At 68.0% G+C, this 17,938-nt stretch carries 14 protein-coding genes and 2 pseudogenes; 1 reads left to right on the forward strand and 15 read right to left on the reverse strand.

The genetic code is table 11. From position 1 onward, the window contains the following. Positions 1–114 precede the first annotated feature (114 nt). The 10 genes and pseudogenes from ACW5DW_RS16775 to ACW5DW_RS16820 all read right to left on the reverse strand — a co-directional run bounded on the left by ACW5DW_RS16775 (position 115) and on the right by ACW5DW_RS16820 (position 11,246). Positions 115–561, reverse strand: a complete 447-nt coding sequence (locus ACW5DW_RS16775; RefSeq protein ID WP_457020446.1) for a DUF695 domain-containing protein — start codon at positions 559–561, stop codon at positions 115–117. An 18-nt stretch (positions 562–579) separates the two neighbouring features. Beyond that, on the reverse strand, positions 580–948 hold the full coding sequence (locus ACW5DW_RS16780; protein WP_457020447.1) for an Imm50 family immunity protein: 369 nt from the start codon (positions 946–948) through the stop codon (positions 580–582). An 813-nt stretch (positions 949–1,761) separates the two neighbouring features. After that, positions 1,762–2,115: a hypothetical protein gene (locus tag ACW5DW_RS16785; protein ID WP_457020448.1), complete on the reverse strand. Its 354-nt coding sequence runs from the start codon at positions 2,113–2,115 to the stop codon at positions 1,762–1,764. 537 nt (positions 2,116–2,652) lie between these two features. Continuing rightward, positions 2,653–3,012, reverse strand: coding sequence for a DUF2513 domain-containing protein (locus tag ACW5DW_RS16790; RefSeq protein ID WP_457020449.1), 360 nt, complete (start codon positions 3,010–3,012; stop codon positions 2,653–2,655). Between the two features lie 817 nt (positions 3,013–3,829). Continuing rightward, positions 3,830–5,053, reverse strand: coding sequence for an acetate/propionate family kinase (locus ACW5DW_RS16795; RefSeq protein ID WP_457020450.1), 1,224 nt, complete (start codon positions 5,051–5,053; stop codon positions 3,830–3,832). Continuing rightward, complete coding sequence (locus ACW5DW_RS16800; protein WP_457020451.1) at positions 5,050–7,404, reverse strand: heavy metal translocating P-type ATPase; 2,355 nt, start codon at positions 7,402–7,404, stop codon at positions 5,050–5,052. Before ACW5DW_RS16800 ends, ACW5DW_RS16795 begins: the two co-directional genes overlap by 4 nt. A 380-nt stretch (positions 7,405–7,784) precedes the next feature. Continuing rightward, positions 7,785–7,997, reverse strand: a pseudogene (locus ACW5DW_RS16805) (MerR family transcriptional regulator); the annotation flags it as partial. A gap of 337 nt (positions 7,998–8,334) precedes the next feature. Further along, positions 8,335–9,750, reverse strand: coding sequence for a bifunctional enoyl-CoA hydratase/phosphate acetyltransferase (locus ACW5DW_RS16810; protein ID WP_457020452.1), 1,416 nt, complete (start codon positions 9,748–9,750; stop codon positions 8,335–8,337). Between the two features lie 65 nt (positions 9,751–9,815). Further along, the gene (locus ACW5DW_RS16815; protein ID WP_457020453.1) at positions 9,816–10,682 is read right to left on the reverse strand and encodes a universal stress protein; all 867 of its coding nucleotides are present in this window, start codon (positions 10,680–10,682) and stop codon (positions 9,816–9,818) included. A gap of 75 nt (positions 10,683–10,757) precedes the next feature. After that, positions 10,758–11,246 (reverse strand): phasin family protein, encoded by a 489-nt coding sequence (locus tag ACW5DW_RS16820; RefSeq protein WP_457020454.1) that lies wholly within the window; start codon positions 11,244–11,246, stop codon positions 10,758–10,760. A gap of 433 nt (positions 11,247–11,679) precedes the next feature. Here ACW5DW_RS16820 and ACW5DW_RS16825 point away from each other — a divergent pair, with 433 nt between their 5' ends. Continuing rightward, positions 11,680–13,365 carry a M28 family metallopeptidase gene (locus ACW5DW_RS16825; protein WP_457020455.1) on the forward strand — a complete coding sequence of 562 codons (1,686 nt, stop codon included), beginning with the start codon at positions 11,680–11,682 and terminating at the stop codon, positions 13,363–13,365. A 118-nt stretch (positions 13,366–13,483) separates the two neighbouring features. On the opposite strand, the gene ACW5DW_RS16830 is transcribed toward ACW5DW_RS16825, so the two are convergent. From ACW5DW_RS16830 to ACW5DW_RS16850, 5 genes and pseudogenes are all read right to left on the reverse strand, one after another. Then, positions 13,484–14,935, reverse strand: a complete 1,452-nt coding sequence (locus ACW5DW_RS16830) for a bifunctional 2-methylcitrate dehydratase/aconitate hydratase (protein ID WP_457020456.1) — start codon at positions 14,933–14,935, stop codon at positions 13,484–13,486. A 148-nt stretch (positions 14,936–15,083) separates the two neighbouring features. Continuing rightward, a complete protein-coding gene (gene prpF / locus ACW5DW_RS16835; protein WP_457020473.1) occupies positions 15,084–16,259 on the reverse strand; it encodes a 2-methylaconitate cis-trans isomerase PrpF in 1,176 nt (391 codons plus the stop codon). Between the two features lie 66 nt (positions 16,260–16,325). Beyond that, positions 16,326–16,676: pseudogene (locus ACW5DW_RS16840) on the reverse strand (rhodanese-like domain-containing protein); the annotation flags it as partial. After that, a complete protein-coding gene (locus ACW5DW_RS16845; protein WP_457020457.1) occupies positions 16,667–17,236 on the reverse strand; it encodes a 2'-5' RNA ligase family protein in 570 nt (189 codons plus the stop codon). The gene ACW5DW_RS16845 and the pseudogene ACW5DW_RS16840, both read right to left, overlap by 10 nt. A 27-nt stretch (positions 17,237–17,263) precedes the next feature. Further along, positions 17,264–17,728 carry an SRPBCC family protein gene (locus ACW5DW_RS16850; protein WP_457020458.1) on the reverse strand — a complete coding sequence of 155 codons (465 nt, stop codon included), beginning with the start codon at positions 17,726–17,728 and terminating at the stop codon, positions 17,264–17,266. Positions 17,729–17,938: the final 210 nt, after the last annotated feature.

Consider the following 17,938-nt stretch of genomic DNA (forward strand, 5'->3'; position numbering starts at 1 on the left):
GCTGTAACGCGGGGTCGTACGTGGGCCTGGTTTCGGCATGGGAGCATCTCCTGATTCGTTAGGTCAGGGTGTCCACTAAAGCGAAGGAAGTGCCGGTTCGGCTTGAATGAATTGTTAGGCCTCACTCCGCACCCCAGCAAGAATCGCCGAAACTTCTGCCCAGTCCGGATCATGCTCTGCAGAAATGTCCATGAAGTCGTTCTCTGGGACTAAGGATTCCATAGTGTCTACATCCGACGCGTACAAGATCCAGCGACGCTCCCCAAGTCCGGTACTCCGAGCCGCATTGAGAAACACGTTTCTCTCTGTGTCCCAAGCCCGGATGTCCTCCTCCAAGCCGTTCAGAGCCTCCAGGTCATCGGAGTAAACCGGCAGACCGTTGGAGTCAGCCTCGTACGCAACGACAATTGTGATCCTCTCCGGAAACGCAGCTCTGACCTCAGCGGGCGGTAATTCCGGAATAACGCCAACAAAGCGAGGCTTCCCGTCCGTCAGTGAGCGGAGCAGTAGCCATTCTTGATTTGCACCGCTGTCTGCAACAGATTGCATGAACTCTTCCACTGAGGCCTAGCACCTGAGTTAAGCCGCGCCGCGAAGCGGCGTCGGCTTGGACGAATTGTTAGGCGACACTCCCGTCACGGTAGCCGCCGTGCATGTGAAGCTTCCGCCGAGCCCGATGCAGGGCTCTAGCGTAACCATCATTGGGTCTCCGGGCGTAACAGTGAGGCAGTCCAAGACGTTCTCTGAGGCGAGGGTGCCGAGCTCGAGCTCACGGACGCCGGAGAATGACAAAGACACCTCGGCGCCGTTGCTGGCAGAGGCGTCGATGTACGAGAGGACGAGAGAAACGGCGCCCTCGGCCGAGAAGCCGAACGACAGCACTCGAGCATCAGCGAACTCCGGCCAGTAGCCGAAGACCGATGTGACTGTTTCAGATCCCGTGATCATTCCAGTGCCGCCTAACAACCTGAGTTAAGCCGCGCCGCTCGCGGCTCCTTCCGAAGCGATTTCTACCACGATCTGGACGAGGGCGCGCCGGCCTGGGCGGTGTCGGCTTGAACGACTAGTTAGGGAGAAAGAGCACTGCCCTCCACGACACGCGGGACTCGTTGATCTCAAAGGAAAGTGACCGCAGCGACCATGTGGGTCCGCTTCAACCAACCAAGCGCTCCGTCTGGCCGGACCAACTCCGTTGTCCGACCAGACGGAGCGCTTGGTTGATTCTGAGCGCTGGGCCGATGGGGTCAATCAGGCAAGTACGCTTTCTCGTGTCAGGCTTCTCCCCGAGGCGACGGGGCAGTGCTCTTTTCTGCCTAACGCCAGAGTTAAGCCGAGACGCGCAGTGAAGCGAAGCACATGGCAAGCTTTATCTGCCATGTGATTTGCGTAACGAAGCGGCTTCGGCTTGAACGACTTGTTAGGCCGCCGCACGCCGAACTTGCGCCCGACCCCGCGACAGCCCAACCCCTGAGCCGAACAGTACAACAAGTTTTGGCGGGCAGCTTGGGCCGGCGATTGCCGCGGGCGGAGCTGATCCGGGCAGCTCGCGCGGCTAGGAACCTTCACCGCGCTACCGCCGAAGCCGACTCGGCGGCTCGAACCTTGCGGAGAGTCGCGCGCGTCCGAAGCCGAGGTACTTCAGGCCGGACTGCCGATGCCCTTCACCGCGTGTGCGAGATGCAAACGCCGCAGATGAGCGGGATGCTCAGGTCGCCCGAAGCTTGGCTACGACAGTGCAGAAAACAAGGCCTAACGCTTGAGTTAAGCCGACCCGCGAAGCGGGTTCGGCTTGAACGAATTGTTAGGCGGCGCCACCCGTAGTGGATGCGCCGGATTGTCGCGGACGAAGGCGTCAACTTCTGCAAGTTTGGCAGGAAGGGGCGGCCCGGAGGTGCTGCGGTAGCTAAAGAAGCGAAAGCCGGCAACGAATAGCGCCTGCACCTTTGCCCATTGCTCCAAGTCCTTTGCGGCCGGCGCTTTGAAGGAGCGTCCCATCTCATGCATGGTGCCCCCGCAGCCGGGGCAGGTTGCAGCGTAGTCTGGACGCGGCGCCACTTTGAAGCTCTTGCGGCAGTCAAAGCAGGCGTGCGCGATCAAGTACTGTGGCCCTCGCATGCGATTCTCCTGCATAGCCGCCTAACACTTGAATTAAGCCGCGCCACGAAGTGGCGTCGGCTTGAATGAATGGTTAGGCGCTAGGGCCTGTACTGCTCGCAATACTGAGTGCTAACCGCTACCAGCCTATCGCCCTCGAAACGCAAGCCGGTGGCAGGCACACCGATATTTGAGTCCGAATCTATGACACAGGTGAGAAGCTCGGACCGCGTGGACGCATCCGTCGCGGCAGCAAGGATGCTCTCCCTGGTCGCACCAGGCTTCAGCGACGAGTTGATTGCAGCCGCGAGAGGTTGCACCAGCTCTTCCCGAAGCTCAACGTATTGCTCGAACTCCGTGCATCCGTAGGATGTAGGTAGCTCAGGCGCTGGCTCTCGGGCGAGCCGAATAGCCCAGAGCGCATTCGATGCCACGAGCAACAGTAGCGATGCTATCAACGCAACTCTAAGCCGCGACATACTTCCTCCCAGCGCCTAACGCCTGAATTAAGCCGCGCCGCGAAGCGGCGTCGGCTTGAATGAATTGTTAGGCCCCAGCCTACAGCCCGACCTTGTCTTTTGCATAGGCAATAAGTAGTGCCTTAAGGATCTCGAACGAAACGGTACCAGCCTTGGAGGACACTTGCCCCTTCACGGCATTCCAATTCGTTTTGTCTCGGGCTGTATCTAGGAACTCGTGTCCCTGCCAAGTGAGGCTAAAGGGTAGGACGCGAATGACACGACCAGTTTGACTTGTTTGTGGCTCCGCCCGAATCAGACCCGCCTCAAACATGAGGATCAGGTGGTAGTTGACCTCTAGCTCGGAGTGGCCCGCTACTGTTGGTACTCCGGGCGAGTCATCGGAGGATGACTCAAAGTGGAGCAGCAACTCGCGCACTAGATCGAGGTCACGATTCATGGGGCCTAACAACCTGAGTTAAGCCGCGCCGCTCGCGGCTCCTTCCGAAGCGATTTCTACCACGATCTGGACGAGGGCGCGCCGGCCTGGGCGGTGTCGGCTTGAACGACTAGTTAGGGAGAAAGAGCACTGCCCTCCACGACACGCGGGACTCGTTGATCTCAAAGGAAAGTGACCGCAGCGACCATGTGGGTCCGCTTCAACCAACCAAGCGCTCCGTCTGGCCGGACCAACTCCGTTGTCCGACCAGACGGAGCGCTTGGTTGATTCTGAGCGCTGGGCCGATGGGGTCAATCAGGCAAGTACGCTTTCTCGTGTCAGGCTTCTCCCCGAGGCGACGGGGCAGTGCTCTTTTCTGCCTAACAACGAGTAGGCCCCTCCGCGGGGCGTAGCGCCGACTTTGCGCTGGCCAGATGTTTGAGTCAATCGAGTTACTTTCCGGGAATCATTGGCTTAGGCGAGTAGGGACTGTCGTTCGCCTTCGGGGCTTCCCGTGATATGCCCGCAAGGAGGCCGATTCAATTGGATATGGCGGCATGGGCGCCGGCGTATCTGTGACGGCGGCGCGGATATGCTGCTGCGCCCATTGAACGGCGTTCGATCTCAGTCGCATCAGAAACACGGCAGTTCACGCACAGGCGGTGGCATCTGCATTGGATGTCCGGGGCATATCCCTAGCTCTGGCGTGTACGATCCGTGCGCTCGGGGGTGTGCCGGTCACGCGCTTGCGTCTGCTGGCGGTCGCTGCCCGTGGTCAGAGTCGCGTCGAGGCGGCCATGCGTCTCTCGGCGACCGGCACGAACTCGGCTGCGACCACTCAACCCAGCACCCGCAGCGCATCGCGCGCCGCCACCCACTCCTCGTTGGTTGGCTCCACGCCCACGCGCACGCGGCTGCCGTCGCTGGAGATGATCGGCGCGTTCGCGTCATTGGCGCCTTGATCCAGCGCAACGCCGAGGAAGGCGAGGTCGCGGCACACGCGTTCGCGCACGAAGGCGTTGTGCTCGCCGACGCCGGCGGTGAACACCAGCAGGTCGAGTCCGCCCAGTACCGCGGCCATCGCGGCGGTCTCGCGCACGATGCGGCGCACGTACAGGTCCAGGGCCAGGCGCGCGCGCTCGCCGGTTTCGCCTGCGTCGGCTTCGTGGCGCACGATCACGCGCGGTTCGGACGAGATGCCCGACACGCCGAGCAGGCCGGAGCGGTGGTAAAGCATCTGGCCCACCTCCTCCAGCGAGAGCTTCTCGATCTCCATCAGGTACAGCAGCGCGCCCGGATCGAGCGCGCCGGTGCGGGTGCCCATCATCAGCCCGTCGAGCGCGGAGAAGCCCATGGTGGTGGCCACGCTTTGCAGGCCCTGCATCGCGCACAGGCTGGCGCCGCTGCCCAGGTGCGCGACGACGGTGCGGCCACGCGCGAGGTCGCCGTGGCGCTCGGGCAGGGCGGTGGCCATGTATTCGTAGGACAGCCCATGGAAGCCGTAGCGGCGCAGGCCGCGCTGCCAGGCATCCCAGGGCAGCGGGAGGATCTTCTCCACGTCCGGCAGGGTGTGGTGGAAGCCGGTATCGAAGCAGGCGACCTGCGGAATGTCGGGGCGCTCGTGCAGCAGGATCTCGATGGCTTCCAGCGCGAAGGGCTGGTGCAGCGGCGCCAGCGGGATGTAGCCCTTCAGTTCGGCAAGCACGCCGGCATCGATGCGCACCGGCGCGGCGTAGCGGCTGCCGCCATGCACCACGCGATGCGTGACTGCCGCCAGCCGCCGTCCGCCCAGGCGCGCAACCACGCCTTCGCGGATGCGCTGCAGCGCAGAGAGGTAGGGATGCGCCGCGTCCAGCGACAGCGGCCCAGCTTCGATGCCGGTTTCGCCGTAGGTCGGCGCGGGCCCGCCAATGCCCTGCACCTTTCCGTTCCACGCCGGTGTGCGCGGCAGCGGATCCTGGCCGGCGTCGAACAGCGCGAACTTGATGCTCGACGAGCCGCAGTTGAGCACCAGCACCAGGTCGCCGCGGGTGGGATAGCGGTCGGCGTGGCGCGGGCTCATGCAGGGGGTTCCTGTGGCGCAGGGAGTGTGAGGCGTCGGCCGCGCAGGCGCAGCGCATTGAACACCACCGAGGCCGAGCTGAAGCTCATCGCCACGGCCGCGATCATCGGCGACAGCAGCAGCCCGGTGAACGGATACAGCACGCCGGCGGCGATCGGCACGCCCAGCGCGTTGTAGACCAGGGCGAACAGCAGGTTCTGGCGCATGTTGGACACGGTGGCCTGCGACAACGCGCGCGCGGTTGCGATGCCGCGCAGGTCGCCCTTGACCAGGGTGACCTGCGCGCTGTCCATGGCCACGTCGGTGCCGGTGCCCATGGCGATGCCGACATCGGCGCGCGCCAGTGCGGGCGCGTCGTTGATGCCGTCGCCGGCCATCGCCACCACCCGGCCCTGCGCCTGCAGCGCCTCGACCAGGGCGAGCTTGTCCTCGGGGCGCACCTCGCCGTGCACCTCGTCGATGCCGAGCGCGGCGGCCACCGCATGCGCGGTGGTCAGGCCGTCGCCGGTGGCCATCACGATGCGCAGGCCGGCCGCATGCAGGCCGGCGATGGCCTCGGGCGTGCTGGCCTTGATCGGATCGGACACCGCCAGCAGCCCGGCCAGCGCGCCGTCCACCGCCAGATGCATGACGCTGGCGCCCTGCCCGCGCAGCGCCTCCGCGCGTGCGGCCAGCGGCGACGGATCAACGCCGGTGTCGCGCATCAATGCGGTATTGCCGAGTGCGAGCTCATGGCCTTCGACCTGCCCGCGCACGCCGATGCCCGAGGTCGATTCGAAACCTTCGACCGGCGACAGCGCGATGCCGCGTTCGCGCGCCGCGGCCACGATCGCATCGGCCAGCGGATGTTCGCTGCCCTGGTCGAGGCTGGCGGCCAGGCGCAGCACGGTGTCGGCGTCGAAGCCTTCGGCCGCGAATGCCTCGTTGAAGGCCGGGCGGCCTTCGGTGAGGGTGCCGGTCTTGTCGACGATCAGCGTGTCCACATCGCGCAGCCGCTCGATCGCCGCGGCGTCGCGGAACAGCACGCCCAGCGTGGCGCCGCGACCGGTGGCAACCATCACCGACATCGGCGTGGCCAGGCCCAGTGCGCAGGGGCAGGCGATGATCAGCACCGCGACCGCGTTGATCAGGCCATACACCCAGCCCGGCTCCGGGCCGAACAGTCCCCAGGCGAAGAACGCGATGACCGCCACCGCGACCACGCCGACCACGAAGCGGCCGGCGACCACGTCGGCCAGGCGCTGCATCGGCGCCTTCGAACGCTGCGCCTGCGCCACCATCTGCACGATGCGCGCAAGCAGGGTCTGCGATCCCACGCGTTCGGCCTGCACCACCAGCGCGCCGGAGGTGTTGAGGGTGGCGCCGATCACGCGGTCACCCGGGCCCTTGCGTACCGGCAGCGGCTCGCCGGTGAGCATCGACTCGTCGACCGCGCTGCCGCCTTCGAGCACCAGCGCGTCGACCGGCACCTTCTCGCCGGGGCGCACGCGCAGGCGGTCGCCGACGTGCACGTGTTCGAGCGGTACGTCCTCCTCGCCGCCGTCGTCGCGCAGCCGCCGCGCGGTCTTGGGCGCCAGGCCCAGCAGCGAGCGGATCGCGGCCGAGGTCTGCGCGCGTGCTTTCAGTTCGAGCAGCTGGCCGAACAGGGTGAGCGAGACGATCACCGCCGCGGCTTCGAAGTACACCGACACCCGGCCCATCGACGCGAACGAGTCCGGGAACACGCCTGGCGCAACGGTCGCGACCACGCTGTAGGCATAGGCCGCGCCGGTGCCCAGCGAGATCAGCGTCCACATGTTGGGGCTGGCGTTGCGGATCGACTGCCAGCCGCGCACGAAGAACGGCGCGCCGGCCCACAGCACCACTGGCGTGGACAGCACCAGCTCCACCCAGCTCTGCGTGGCCATGTCCATCAGCCGCAGCTGGTGGCCAAACATGCCCAGCACGAACACGATCGCGGTGAACGGCAGCGTCCACCAGAAGCGGCGCGAGAAGTCGCGCAGCTCGGGGTTGTCGCCCTCTTCCAGGCTCGGGATCTCAGGCTCCAGCGCCATGCCGCACTTGGGGCAGATGCCGGGATGGTCCTGGCGGATCTCGGGATCCATCGGGCAGAAGTACATGGTGCCCGGAGGCGCGGGGTCTTCGTGGCCGGCGTCCGGTGGCGGTGTGCTGCCGTCGTAACGTGCCGGATCGGCGGCAAACTTCTCCGCGCAGCGCGCGCTGCAGAAGCGCCAGGTGCGGCCGGCGTGTTCGATGCGGTGCGGGGAGTCGGGTTTCACCGTCATGCCGCAGACGGGGTCGTGCAGCGCCGCGTTCGCGCTGGTGTCCGTGGGCCGTGTCGTGTCGCTCATGCCGGTTCGTCCCCTGCCAGCGCATTGAGGATCGGGCAGGCGTCTGCACGGCCGTGCCCGGGACAGGCGGCGACCAGCGTGCGGAGGCCGTCGCGCATGCGCTCGAGTTCTGCGATGCGCGCTTCGACGTCGTCGAGGCGCCGCTGTGCCGCGCGTTTGACGGCCGCGACATCGCTCTGTGCTGTCGTCTTTGCCGCGCTGCGCTTTGTCATCTCACTCTGTATTGTCGTCGCGCTCTGTTCTGTCATCCCGCTCTGTTCTGTCATCGCGCTCTGTTCTGTCATCTCGACCGCAGGGAGAGATCTGTTTGTCCGGCCGGAGATATCTCTCTGCGGTCGAGATGACAGGCTGGGAGACGGTCGAGACGGGTCGATGCAACCCTCGCCCAGCGCGAGCAGTTCGCGGATGTCCTCCAGCGAGAACCCCAGCGCCTTGGCGCGGCGGATGAAGCGCAGTCGCTTGAGCTCGGTGGGTCCGTAGCGGCGGTAGCCCGAGGCGAGGCGCCCGGCCGGCGACAGCAGCGCGCTGCGCTCGTAGTAGCGCACGGTGTCGATGGCGACGCCGGCCTGCTGTGCGACTTGGCCGATGCTCATGCTGGTCATGGCCGATCTCCGATGCGGGACGCCAGTCTGCACCCTGGACCCGGGTCTAGAGTCAAGGCACGGGCTCGCCCGACGCCGAACATGCGTCGCTTCGTGCCGCCCGGCACGGCGTCATTCCGCAACAATGCGCCGGCAGCGTTGGGGAGGACGACATCGCGACACGCTGTCATCTCGACCGCAGGGAGAGATCTGTTTGTCCGGCCCGAGATCTCTCCCTTCGGTCGAGATGACAGGCTGGGAAACGGTCCAGATGACAGGCTGGAGTGCGATCGGGCTGACACACTGGGCGCCAAGTCGCTGTCGGGGCGGGTCGATGCCCGCTGGCACCTCACGGCGGACTGTCGCGGTAGCGGTGCGCCAGCATCAGCGCGATCGCGCACGAGGCCAGGCGCGATTCGCGCGAGTCGGCGCGGCTGGTCAGCACCACCGGCACCTTGGCGCCCATCACGATGCCGGCGCTGGCCGCATCGCCCATGTACATGATCTGCTTGGCCAGCATGTTGCCGCTTTCCAGGTCCGGCACCACCAGGATGTCGGCCTGGCCCGCGACCTCGGACACGATGCCCTTGGTGCGCGCGGCGGCGATGGAGACGGCGTTGTCGAAGGCCAGCGGGCCGTCGAGCACGCCGCCCTCGATCTGGCCGCGGTCGGCCATCTTGCACAACGCGGCGGCGTCCAGCGTGGCCGGCATGGTCGGGGTCACGGTCTCGACTGCGGCCAGGATCGCGACCTTTGGATTCGCCACGCCGATCACGTGCGCCAGCTCGATCGCGTTGCGCACGATGTCGGCCTTCTGCGCGAGGTCAGGCGCGAGATTGATCGCCGCATCGGTGACGATGAACGGGCGCGGGTAGTGCGGCGTCTGCAGCACGAAGCAGTGGCTGACGCGGCGCTTCGTGCGCAGTCCCGAGGCCGAAGACACCACCGCCATCATCAGCTCGTCGGTGTGCAGGCTGCCCTTCATCAACGCCTCGACCTTGCCCTCGCGCGCAAGCTCGGCCGCGCGCGCTGCGGCGGCGTGGCTGTGCGGCACGTCCTCGATTTCCAGGCCCGACAGGTCGATGCCGGCCTCATCGGCCGCGGCCTGCAGGCGCGCGCGCGGCGCCACCAGCACCGGTACGATCAGGCCGGCATCGCGCGCATCGATCGCGCCCGCCAGGCTCAGCGCGTCGCAGGGATGCACCACCGCCACACGGATCGGCTCCAGCGGCGCGACGTGCGCCAGCAGTCTTTCAAGGCCATCGTTGCCGGCAACGTCGAGGCGGATCTCCGGCAGCGCGGTGCGCGCGCGCTCGATGCGCTCGTCGGGCGCGATCACCTGGGCCTCGCCTTCGATCACCCGCTTGCCGGCCTGATTGGTGCAGGTGCAGGCCAGGGTGACGCAGCGCGTCTCCGGCTCCAGTGCCGTCACCGTGACCTGCACGGTGAGCTTGTCGCCCAGCTTGACCGGCGCCAGGAAGCGCAGGGTCTGACCGAGGTAGACCGTACCCGGGCCGGGCAGGCGCGTGCCCAGCACCGCCGAGATCAGCGCGCCGCCCCACATGCCGTGCGCGATCACGCCGCTGTGGCGGGTGGATGCGGCGAAGTCGGGGTCGATGTGGGTGGGATTGACGTCCCCAGACATCACCGCGAACAGCTGGATGTCCTGCTGCGCGAGCGTGCGCTCGATGCTGGCGGTGTCGCCAACGGCGAGCTCGTCGAAGATGCGGTTGCGGAGGATGCGGAGGTCGTGGTCAGGTTTCATGCGGGACATCATGGGGAGGGGCGTGGGGCGATGGTGTGGAGAGCTTGGCGAGACGGCATGTCACGTCATTCCCGTACCACCAGCATGTCCGCGCTGACCGTGGTCAGCATCCGCCGCGCGACGCTACCCACCACCAGCTCGTGGATCGCGCCGCGGCCGTGGCTGCCCAGCACCACCAGGTCGGCGCCGATGCTGTCGACGTACTGCTGCACCAGCCGCGCCGGGTCGCCGTGCTCGACCAGCAGCTCGACACCGTCGTCGAGGCCGGCCTCGCGCAGGAAGGCGCGGCCTTCCTCGCGCAGCTGGGTGCGGGTGTCGGCCAGGGCCTGGTCGCGGGTGGTGTCGAGCAGGCCCAGCATCGGCACGCCGTAACCGTGCAGCACGGTCATGTCCGCGCCCGGAAACAGCGCGCGGGCACGCTGCAGCGCGACCCGGCAGGCGTCGGAAAAATCGCTGGCCAGCAGCAGCCGGCGGTAGGGCCGATGCACGCGCTCGTTGACCATCAGCACGGTCGTGCCGGGGCGGCGCAGCAGGCGGTCGATGGTCGAGCCCAGCACCGCCGGCCCCATCGCGCCGCTGCGCACCGGGCCGGTGACCACCAGCGCCTCGCCCATCGCGTCGAGCAGGTTCGCCACGTGTTCGCCGGCCGCACCTTCGCCGACGCTCACTTCCCAGGGGCGCACACCGGAAGCGAACTCGCGCTCCAGGCGGCCGCGCGCAAGCTGCGCGTCGGTCGGCTCGTTGTACCAGCCGGGCAGGTCGTGGCGCGGCACGTTGCGTTCGGAGCGCTCGAACGGTTCCACCACCGTGGCGGCGACGGCGCGTCCGCGGCCACCGCGCGCCAGCGCGATGGCGCGGTCGGTGGCGCGGTCGCAGCGCGGCGACAGGTCGGTGGCCAGCAACAGGCTGGCCTCGGCGATGGATGCGGTCATGCGGGAACTCCCCTTGCGTGACCGTCGATCCTGCCATGGACCGCCGCGTCGCCCTTCGACGCAGCCCGCGCGGGCTCAGCCACTACGCTTGCGCGGACCCGTCTTGCCGGTTCCGGCCGGCATCATGGCCGCGATGCCCTGCTCCAGGTTCGACAGCATCGTGTCCCAGGATCCGGGGATGCCGGGCACGGCGCCGGCGTCGATCCCGGCCACGGCCCAGGCCTTGGCCAGGTCCCGCTGCCATTCCTGCAGCGCCTCGGTCAGGCCGCCGACGAAGCCTTCCTGGGCCTGCAGCGATGCCTGCGCGGCCGCCTTGCCATCGCCCACGGGCTGCCCGGCCTGGCGCCAGAAGGTTTCCATGGGCAGCGCCGCCAGCGCCTGCCAGTCGCCGGCCTGCAGCAGCTTGCTCGCCTGCGCCTGGAATTCCGCGGCGCTCTCGCCGGCCGCGCGCGTGCCTTGTTCCAGCCACTGCTGGCCGCCCTCCTGCAGCAGGCGGCCGAGCCGCGTCTGCAGGTCCAGGTTGGCCTTCCACAGCGCCATCGGGAGATTGGAAGTCTTGTCCATGTCGTCACCTCACAGGTCGATGTCCGGAAAAAGGGCCATCGCCACTGTGCGCGGGCGACGGCGCATGTGCGGTGGCCACTCATGGCTGCAAGGGTGGCCGCCGTGGCGGTGGACGGCATTGACCATGGTCAAGCCGCCATCCGCGCCATCATAGAGGCGGCTTCGTTGCGGGGCAGAGAAGATGTCTCCCTGCGGTCGACATGACAGCAGGCCAGAACAAGGTCATCGACCGCGAATCTGTCATTTCGACTGAATTTGTCATTTCGGCTGAACTTGCCGTTTCGACGGAACCTGCCATCTCGACAGAACCTGCCGTTTCGGCAGACCTTGTCATCTCGACCGAAGGGAGAGATCCCGGTCCGGCCGCCGCACCACCCGGTTGTCCCCCGCCGCAGCCCGATGCTAGCGTCCGCCCAGCCTCCGGAGTCCCTGCATGTCCCTTCGTCACACCGCGACCCTGCTGTTGTCGATCTGCATCGCCTGCGCCGCCTGCCAGCGGGCGCCGTCGCCGCCCGCCGACGACGCGGCCACCCCTGCGCCGCCGGCCACGCCAAAACCGCCCAACGAGACCGCCGCCGGCCAGCGCATCGAAGCCGATGTCGTCGCCCTCGCCGACGACGCCATGGAGGGCCGGGAAACCGGCACGGCCGGCTACGACCGCGCGGCCGACTACGTGGCCGCCCGCTACGCGGAGACCGGCCTGCTGCCAGCTGGCGACGACGGCGGCTGGTTCCAGGCCGTGCCGCTGCTGCAGGCCACCCTGCTCAGCGATGGCGCGCGCCTGGAGATCGAGCGCGATGGCCGCGTCACCGCGCTGGCGTTCCGTGACCAGTTCCTGCCCGGGGTGAACTTCAACCGCCCCGAATCCTCGCTCGAGGCGCCGGCGGTGTTTGTCGGCCAGGCCGTGCACGCGCCGGAGCTGGGCCATGACGATTTCGCCGGGCTCGACCTTGATGGCCGGATCGCGGTGATGTTCGGCGGCGCGCCGGGCACCTTTGGCGACACCCAGCGCGCGTTCCATTCGTCGCAGCGCGAGAAGCTTCGCAACGTGGTCGCGCGCGGCGCGGTGGGCGCGGTGTTCGTCAACACCGCCGATGACGAGGTGCGCTCCCCGTGGTCGCGCGCGGTGCAGAACATCGACAGGCCGGCGATGCGCCTGCGCGATGCGGACGGGCGCGGCATCGACACATGGCCGCAGCTGCGCGCGACGGCGGTGGTCAGCGCGGCGGCGGCGGACGCGCTGTTCGAAGGCAGCGACCGCAGCGCCGCGCAGCTGTTCGATGCCGCACGCGCGGGCGAGCTCAAGGGCTTCGCCCTGCCCGGCACGCTGCGCCTGGCCGGCCGCAGCCGGATCGAGCCGGTGCAATCGTCCAACGTGGTTGGCCGCATCGCCGGCAGCGATCCGGCGCTGGCGGCCGAGCATGTCGTCTACACCGCGCACCTGGACCACATCGGCGCCGGCGCGGCGGTCGATGGAGACACGATATACAACGGCGCGCTCGACAACGCGCTGGGCGTGGCGATCATGCTGGAGGCCGCGCGCGAGTTCGCGGCCGCGCCGGCGCCGAAGCGCTCGCTGCTGTTCGTCGCGCTGACCGCCGAGGAAAAAGGCCTGCTGGGCGCGGAATGGTTCGCGCGCCATCCATCGGTCGACGGCAGCCTGGTGGCCAACATCAACCTCGACATGCCGGTGCTCACCGCGCCCACCACCGACGTGGTGCCGGTCGGCGTGGCGCATTCCACGCTCGATGCCGTGCTGCAGGCGGCGGCGGAGGAGATCGGCGTGGCGCTGTCGCCCGACCCGTTCCCGGAGGAAGTGGTGTTCGTGCGCAGCGACCAGTACGCGTTCGTGCGCGCCGGGATTCCCGCCGTCTACCTGATGGGCGGCGTGGTCGGCGCCAATCCCGACCAGGACCCGAAGCTGGCGACGACCTGGTTCCTGCGCAACTGCTACCACCAGCCCTGCGACCAGATCGACCTGCCGATCCAGTATGGCGACGCGGCACGCATGGCGCGACTCAATGCGCGCATCGGGCAGCTCGTCGGCGATGCAGCGCAGCGGCCGCGCTGGAAGCCGGGGGACTTCTTCGGCGAAAGGTTTGGCGCGGCGCGGGACTGACACAGGAAGGGGTCTGTCGAGGCGGCGACCTACGCTTCAGCCCCGCCTATCGCCTGACCCGGCACTTCCACACAGGCAGCGCATGCCGTCCCTGACCCCCGCGTGCGAGCGCCAGGTCCTATGCCACGTACAGGTCGATGTACTCGTGCACCGGCATCGCCAGCAGCGCGGCGTGGTCGAACGAGGCGTCCAGGATCGCTTGCTGCCGCGCCGCCGGAAAGCGCCTGTCCAGGCTGTCGCGGAACTTGGCCTCCAGCAGCGGAATGCCCTCCGCGCGCCGTCGCCGGTGGCCGAGCGGATACTCGACCAGTACCTCATCGAGCACGACGCCGTCGTCGAACTCGACCGTCAGCGCATTCGCGATACTGCGCTTGTCCGGATCGTGGTAATCGCGGGTGAACTGCGGATCCTCGACGCAGGCGATCTTCGCGCGCAGCGCGTCGATGCGCGGGTCGGCGGCGACCGCATCCTCGTAGTCGGCGGCAGTCAGGCGGCCGAACACCAGCGCCACCGCGACCATGTACTGGATGCAGTGGTCGCGATCGGCCGGATTGTCCAGCGGCCCCTGCTTGTCGATGATGCGCAGGCAGGCCTCGTGGGTGCGGATGGTGATCTGCCCAATGTCCTGCACGCTGCGGCCCAGTGCGGCCAGCCGGTCATGCAGCAGCATCGCCGCCTCGACCGCGGTCTGGCCGTGGAATTCGGCCGGGAAGCTGACCTTGAACAGCACGTTCTCGGCCACGTAGCTGCCGTACGGGCGCTGGAACACGAACGGCCTGCCGCCGAAGGACACGTCGTAGAAGCCCCAGGTCCTGGCGGTCAGCGCCGAGGGATAGCCCATCTCGCCGCTGCCCGCGATCAGCGCCAGGCGCACCGCGCGGCTGGTGGCGTCGCCCGCCGCCCAGCTCTTGCGCGAGCCGGTGTTGGGCGCGTGGCGGTAGGTGCGCAGGCTCTGTCCGTCCACCCAGGCCAGCGACAGCGCCGCCAGCATCTGCGCGCGGTCCAGGCCGAGCAGCCACGAGACCACCGCGGTCGAGGCCACCTTCACCAGCACCACGTGGTCCAGCCCGACCCGGTTGAAGGCGTTCTGCAGCGCGATCACGCCCTGGATCTCGTGCGCCTTGACGATCGCCTCCAGCACCCGCCGCATCGGCAGCGGCGGCCTGCCCGCCGCCGCCGCGTCGCGGCTGAGCCAGTCGGCGACGGCCAGGATGCCGCCGAGATTGTCGGACGGATGCCCCCACTCCGCGGCCAGCCAGGTGTCGTTGAAGTCCAGCCAGCGGATCGTCGCGCCGATGCAGAACGCCGCCTGCACCGGGTCGAGCTGCAGCTGCGTGCCCGGTACGCGTGCGCCGTGCGGCACCGTGGCGCCCGGCACGATCGGCCCGAGCAGCCGGGTGCAGGCCGGGTACGCCAGCGCCTCCAGCCCGCAGCCGAGCGAGTCGATCAGGATGTGGCGCGCGGTCTGCCAGGCAAGTTCGCTGTCGATGTGCGCGTCGCGCACGTAGTCGACGATGTCGACCAGCTCCCGGTCCCAGTCGGGACGGGCGTTGTCGATGGGGTCGGTCATTCCGGGCCTCCGTGGCGGCGAGCGCACGCGCGCGTCGTTGAACCCCCGACGATCGCGGGGGTGTGCGGGCCATGCTTCGCGGCCGGCGGTTAACGCAAGGTGTTCGCCCCGCGCGTCGCGTGCGCGGAGCGGGTCCCAGCACGCGAGTTCAGGCCTCCAGGGTATCGGCCGGAACCCGCACCTGGCCTTCCATCAGCACGCGGGCGCTGCGGCTCATCACTGCGCGGGTGACGGTCCACTGGCCACCGACCTGCTGCGCGCTTGCACCGACCTCCATCGTGCCGGAGGGATGCCCGAAACGCACCGCCTCGCGGGCGCCGCCGCCGGCGGCCAGATTGACCAGGGTGCCCGGCACCGCCGCGGCGGTCGCAATCGCGACCGAGGCCGTGCCCATCATCGCGTGGTGCAGCTTGCCCATCGACAGCGCGCGCACGTTGAGGTCGATGTCGCCGGTGGTGATCGCCTTGCCGCTGCTCGACACATAGGCCTTTGATGGCGCGACGAACGCGACCTTGGGCGTGTGCTGGCGCTTGAGCGCTTCTTCTGGCGTGGCGATCAGGCCCATGCGCAAGGCACCGGCAACGCGGATCCCTTCAAGCCTGGCCAGCGCTGCACTATCGTCGTTGATCGCCGGCTGCAGCTCGGTGCCGTCGTAGCCGATGTCGGCGGCATTGACGAAGACGGTTGGAATGCCCGCGCTGATCATCGTCGCCTGCAGCGGGCCGATGCCGGGCACGTCGAGTGTGTCGACCAGGTTGCCGGTGGGAAACATCGCCCCGCCGGCTTCGCCGTCATCGGAAGGGTCGAGGAATTCCAGCACGATCTCGGCTGCCGGGAAGGTCACGCCATCGAGCTCGAAATCGCCGCCCTCCTGCACCAGGCCGTCGGCGACCGGCACGTGCGCGAGGATGGTCTTGCCGATGTTGGCCTGCCAGATGCGCACCGCGCACATGCCGTTCTCCGGCACACGGGCCGGGTCGAGCATGCCGTTGGCGATCGCGAACGGTCCCACCGCCGAGGACAGGTTGCCGCAGTTGCCGCTCCAGTCGACAAAGGCGCTGTCGATCGACACCTGGCCATACAGATAGTCCACATCGTGGTCGGGCACCGTCGCGCGCGAGACGATCACGCACTTGCTGGTGCTCGAGGTCGCCCCGCCCATGCCGTCGGTGTGCTTGCCATAGGGATCGGGCGAACCGATCACCCGCTGGAACAGCCGGTCGCGCGCCTGGCCGGGCACGCGTGCGGCTTCGGGGAGGTCCTCCAGCCGGAAGAACACGCCCTTGGACGTGCCGCCACGCATGTAGGTCGCGGGAATGCGCAGTTGCCCGCTCGCCGCCGGCGCGCGCGACGCCTTCTGCGCGACCTCCCCACTCCCCGCCTTCCAGCCATTGAAGCCGCCGGCGACATGCGCCACGCGCTCCAGGCCCATGTCCTGCAGCGCCGCCGCCGCCAGCGCCGAGCGCCAGCCCGACTGGCAGTACAGGACGAAGCGCCGATCCTGGCCGAACACCGGCTTGAAGTATGGACTGTCGGGATCGGCCCAGAACTCGAGCATCCCGCGCGGCGCGTGGAAGGCGCCGGGCACCATGCCTTCGCGTTCGAGTTCGCGCACGTCGCGGATGTCGACGAACTGCACGCCTGTATCGCCAAGCAGCGCCTTCGCGTCCTCCACCGGGATCGTGGCGATGCGCGCGTTGGCGTCCGCGACCAGTTGCCTGATGCCCTTCTTCAGTCCCATGGGGTGTCCTGCGCTGCTGTGCGTTGTGGAAATGCGTGGTGATGCGGAAGCGGCGCGTCGAACAACTCGCCCTGCGGCGGCGACGGCAGCGGCTGTCGCGCCAGCGTCCGGTACCGGTACGGGTGGTGGGCGACGGCGACAAGCTCGATCGCGTCGACGCGCCACCGGATCGGGGACAGCAACCAGCGCGTGCCTTCCTGCACGTACGGCGGGAAGTAGCACAGCGTCACATGCGGCGTATGGCCACTGTCGTCACCGACGCCTTCGGCCTCCATGGCCGCGCGCACCTCGGCGAGCAGCCCGGCGAAACCGGGCGGCATCCCCTGGGCGCGCAGCAGCCAGCGATCGCCCAGGCTGACCCGGTTGAACAGCAGGTCGAAGGCGGGCGCGTGGACCTGCTCCAGCACCCGTCGCAGCGCCGGTTCGCGATCAGCCGGGTCGCCGGACGAGAACGACTGGTGCAGGTTGCCGGCAGGCCAGCGGTCGCTGCCGGCATCCAGTCCCAGCGCCGGCAGGACCGCGTCCATCAGGCCCGCCGTCTCCGCGGGCGGACGTGCCATCAGCACCAGGCATCCGGCCTCCATCGCTCAGCCACCGTCCGGGATTTCGGGTTCGACCAGCTTCGCCAGCATCTCCAGCGAATCGCGCCAGCCCAGATAGCACATGTCAGTGGGAATCGCGGCGGGAATGCCGGCCTGCTCGATCTGCAGGTCGGTGCCGGCGCTGCTCTTCTTCAGCGTGACCGTGACCTGCATCTCGCCGGGCAGGTCGGGGCTGTCGAAGGTGTCGGTGTGGCGGATCAACGCGTTCTCGACCAGCTCGACGAACTTCACCGTGAACGCATGGCTCGATCCGGTGCCGAAATTGGTGAACGACATGCGGTAGCCGCCGCCGACACCCGCCTGGAACTCATGCATCGTCGCAGTGAAGCCGTAGGGCGGAAGCCAGCGCACCAGCGCGTCGGCGTCGGTGAACGCGCGGTACACCCGCTCGGGCGGCGCGGCGAGGATGCGGTGCAGGCGGACGGTTCCGGAAGTCGCGGCGTCGGTCATGTTCGGTGTCCTCTTGGGCTGGGTACCGTTACGACGAATATCCCACTTCCTGTTCGACATCTGGATCGACCGTTAGGGCAACGCCGAAACTGTCATTTGGAGCGTAGCGAGAGCCGTTACAAGAGCGGAGCTGGTCAATCCATGCCGTTGATTTCCCGAGATTGACCGGCTTCTCCGTTGTAAGGCGCTTCTCACTGCGTTCGGAATGAA

It is taken from the genome of Luteimonas sp. A482, assembly GCF_054072655.1.

What these genes read in the sequence shown, in the direction of transcription:
- ACW5DW_RS16785 (WP_457020448.1), bottom strand. Translation starts at nt 2,115, where the DNA reads ATGCGAGGGCCACAGTACTTGATCGCGCACGCCTGCTTTGACTGCCGC.
- ACW5DW_RS16850 (WP_457020458.1), bottom strand. Translation starts at nt 17,728, where the DNA reads ATGACCGACGCCGCGACTTCCGGAACCGTCCGCCTGCACCGCATCCTC.
- ACW5DW_RS16825 (WP_457020455.1), top strand. Translation starts at nt 11,680, where the DNA reads ATGTCCCTTCGTCACACCGCGACCCTGCTGTTGTCGATCTGCATCGCC.
- ACW5DW_RS16845 (WP_457020457.1), bottom strand. Translation starts at nt 17,236, where the DNA reads ATGGCACGTCCGCCCGCGGAGACGGCGGGCCTGATGGACGCGGTCCTG.
- ACW5DW_RS16790 (WP_457020449.1), bottom strand. Translation starts at nt 3,012, where the DNA reads ATGAATCGTGACCTCGATCTAGTGCGCGAGTTGCTGCTCCACTTTGAG.
- ACW5DW_RS16810 (WP_457020452.1), bottom strand. Translation starts at nt 9,750, where the DNA reads ATGAAACCTGACCACGACCTCCGCATCCTCCGCAACCGCATCTTCGAC.
- ACW5DW_RS16780 (WP_457020447.1), bottom strand. Translation starts at nt 948, where the DNA reads ATGATCACGGGATCTGAAACAGTCACATCGGTCTTCGGCTACTGGCCG.
- ACW5DW_RS16815 (WP_457020453.1), bottom strand. Translation starts at nt 10,682, where the DNA reads ATGACCGCATCCATCGCCGAGGCCAGCCTGTTGCTGGCCACCGACCTG.
- ACW5DW_RS16830 (WP_457020456.1), bottom strand. Translation starts at nt 14,935, where the DNA reads ATGACCGACCCCATCGACAACGCCCGTCCCGACTGGGACCGGGAGCTG.
- ACW5DW_RS16820 (WP_457020454.1), bottom strand. Translation starts at nt 11,246, where the DNA reads ATGGACAAGACTTCCAATCTCCCGATGGCGCTGTGGAAGGCCAACCTG.
- ACW5DW_RS16795 (WP_457020450.1), bottom strand. Translation starts at nt 5,053, where the DNA reads ATGAGCCCGCGCCACGCCGACCGCTATCCCACCCGCGGCGACCTGGTG.
- ACW5DW_RS16800 (WP_457020451.1), bottom strand. Translation starts at nt 7,404, where the DNA reads ATGAGCGACACGACACGGCCCACGGACACCAGCGCGAACGCGGCGCTG.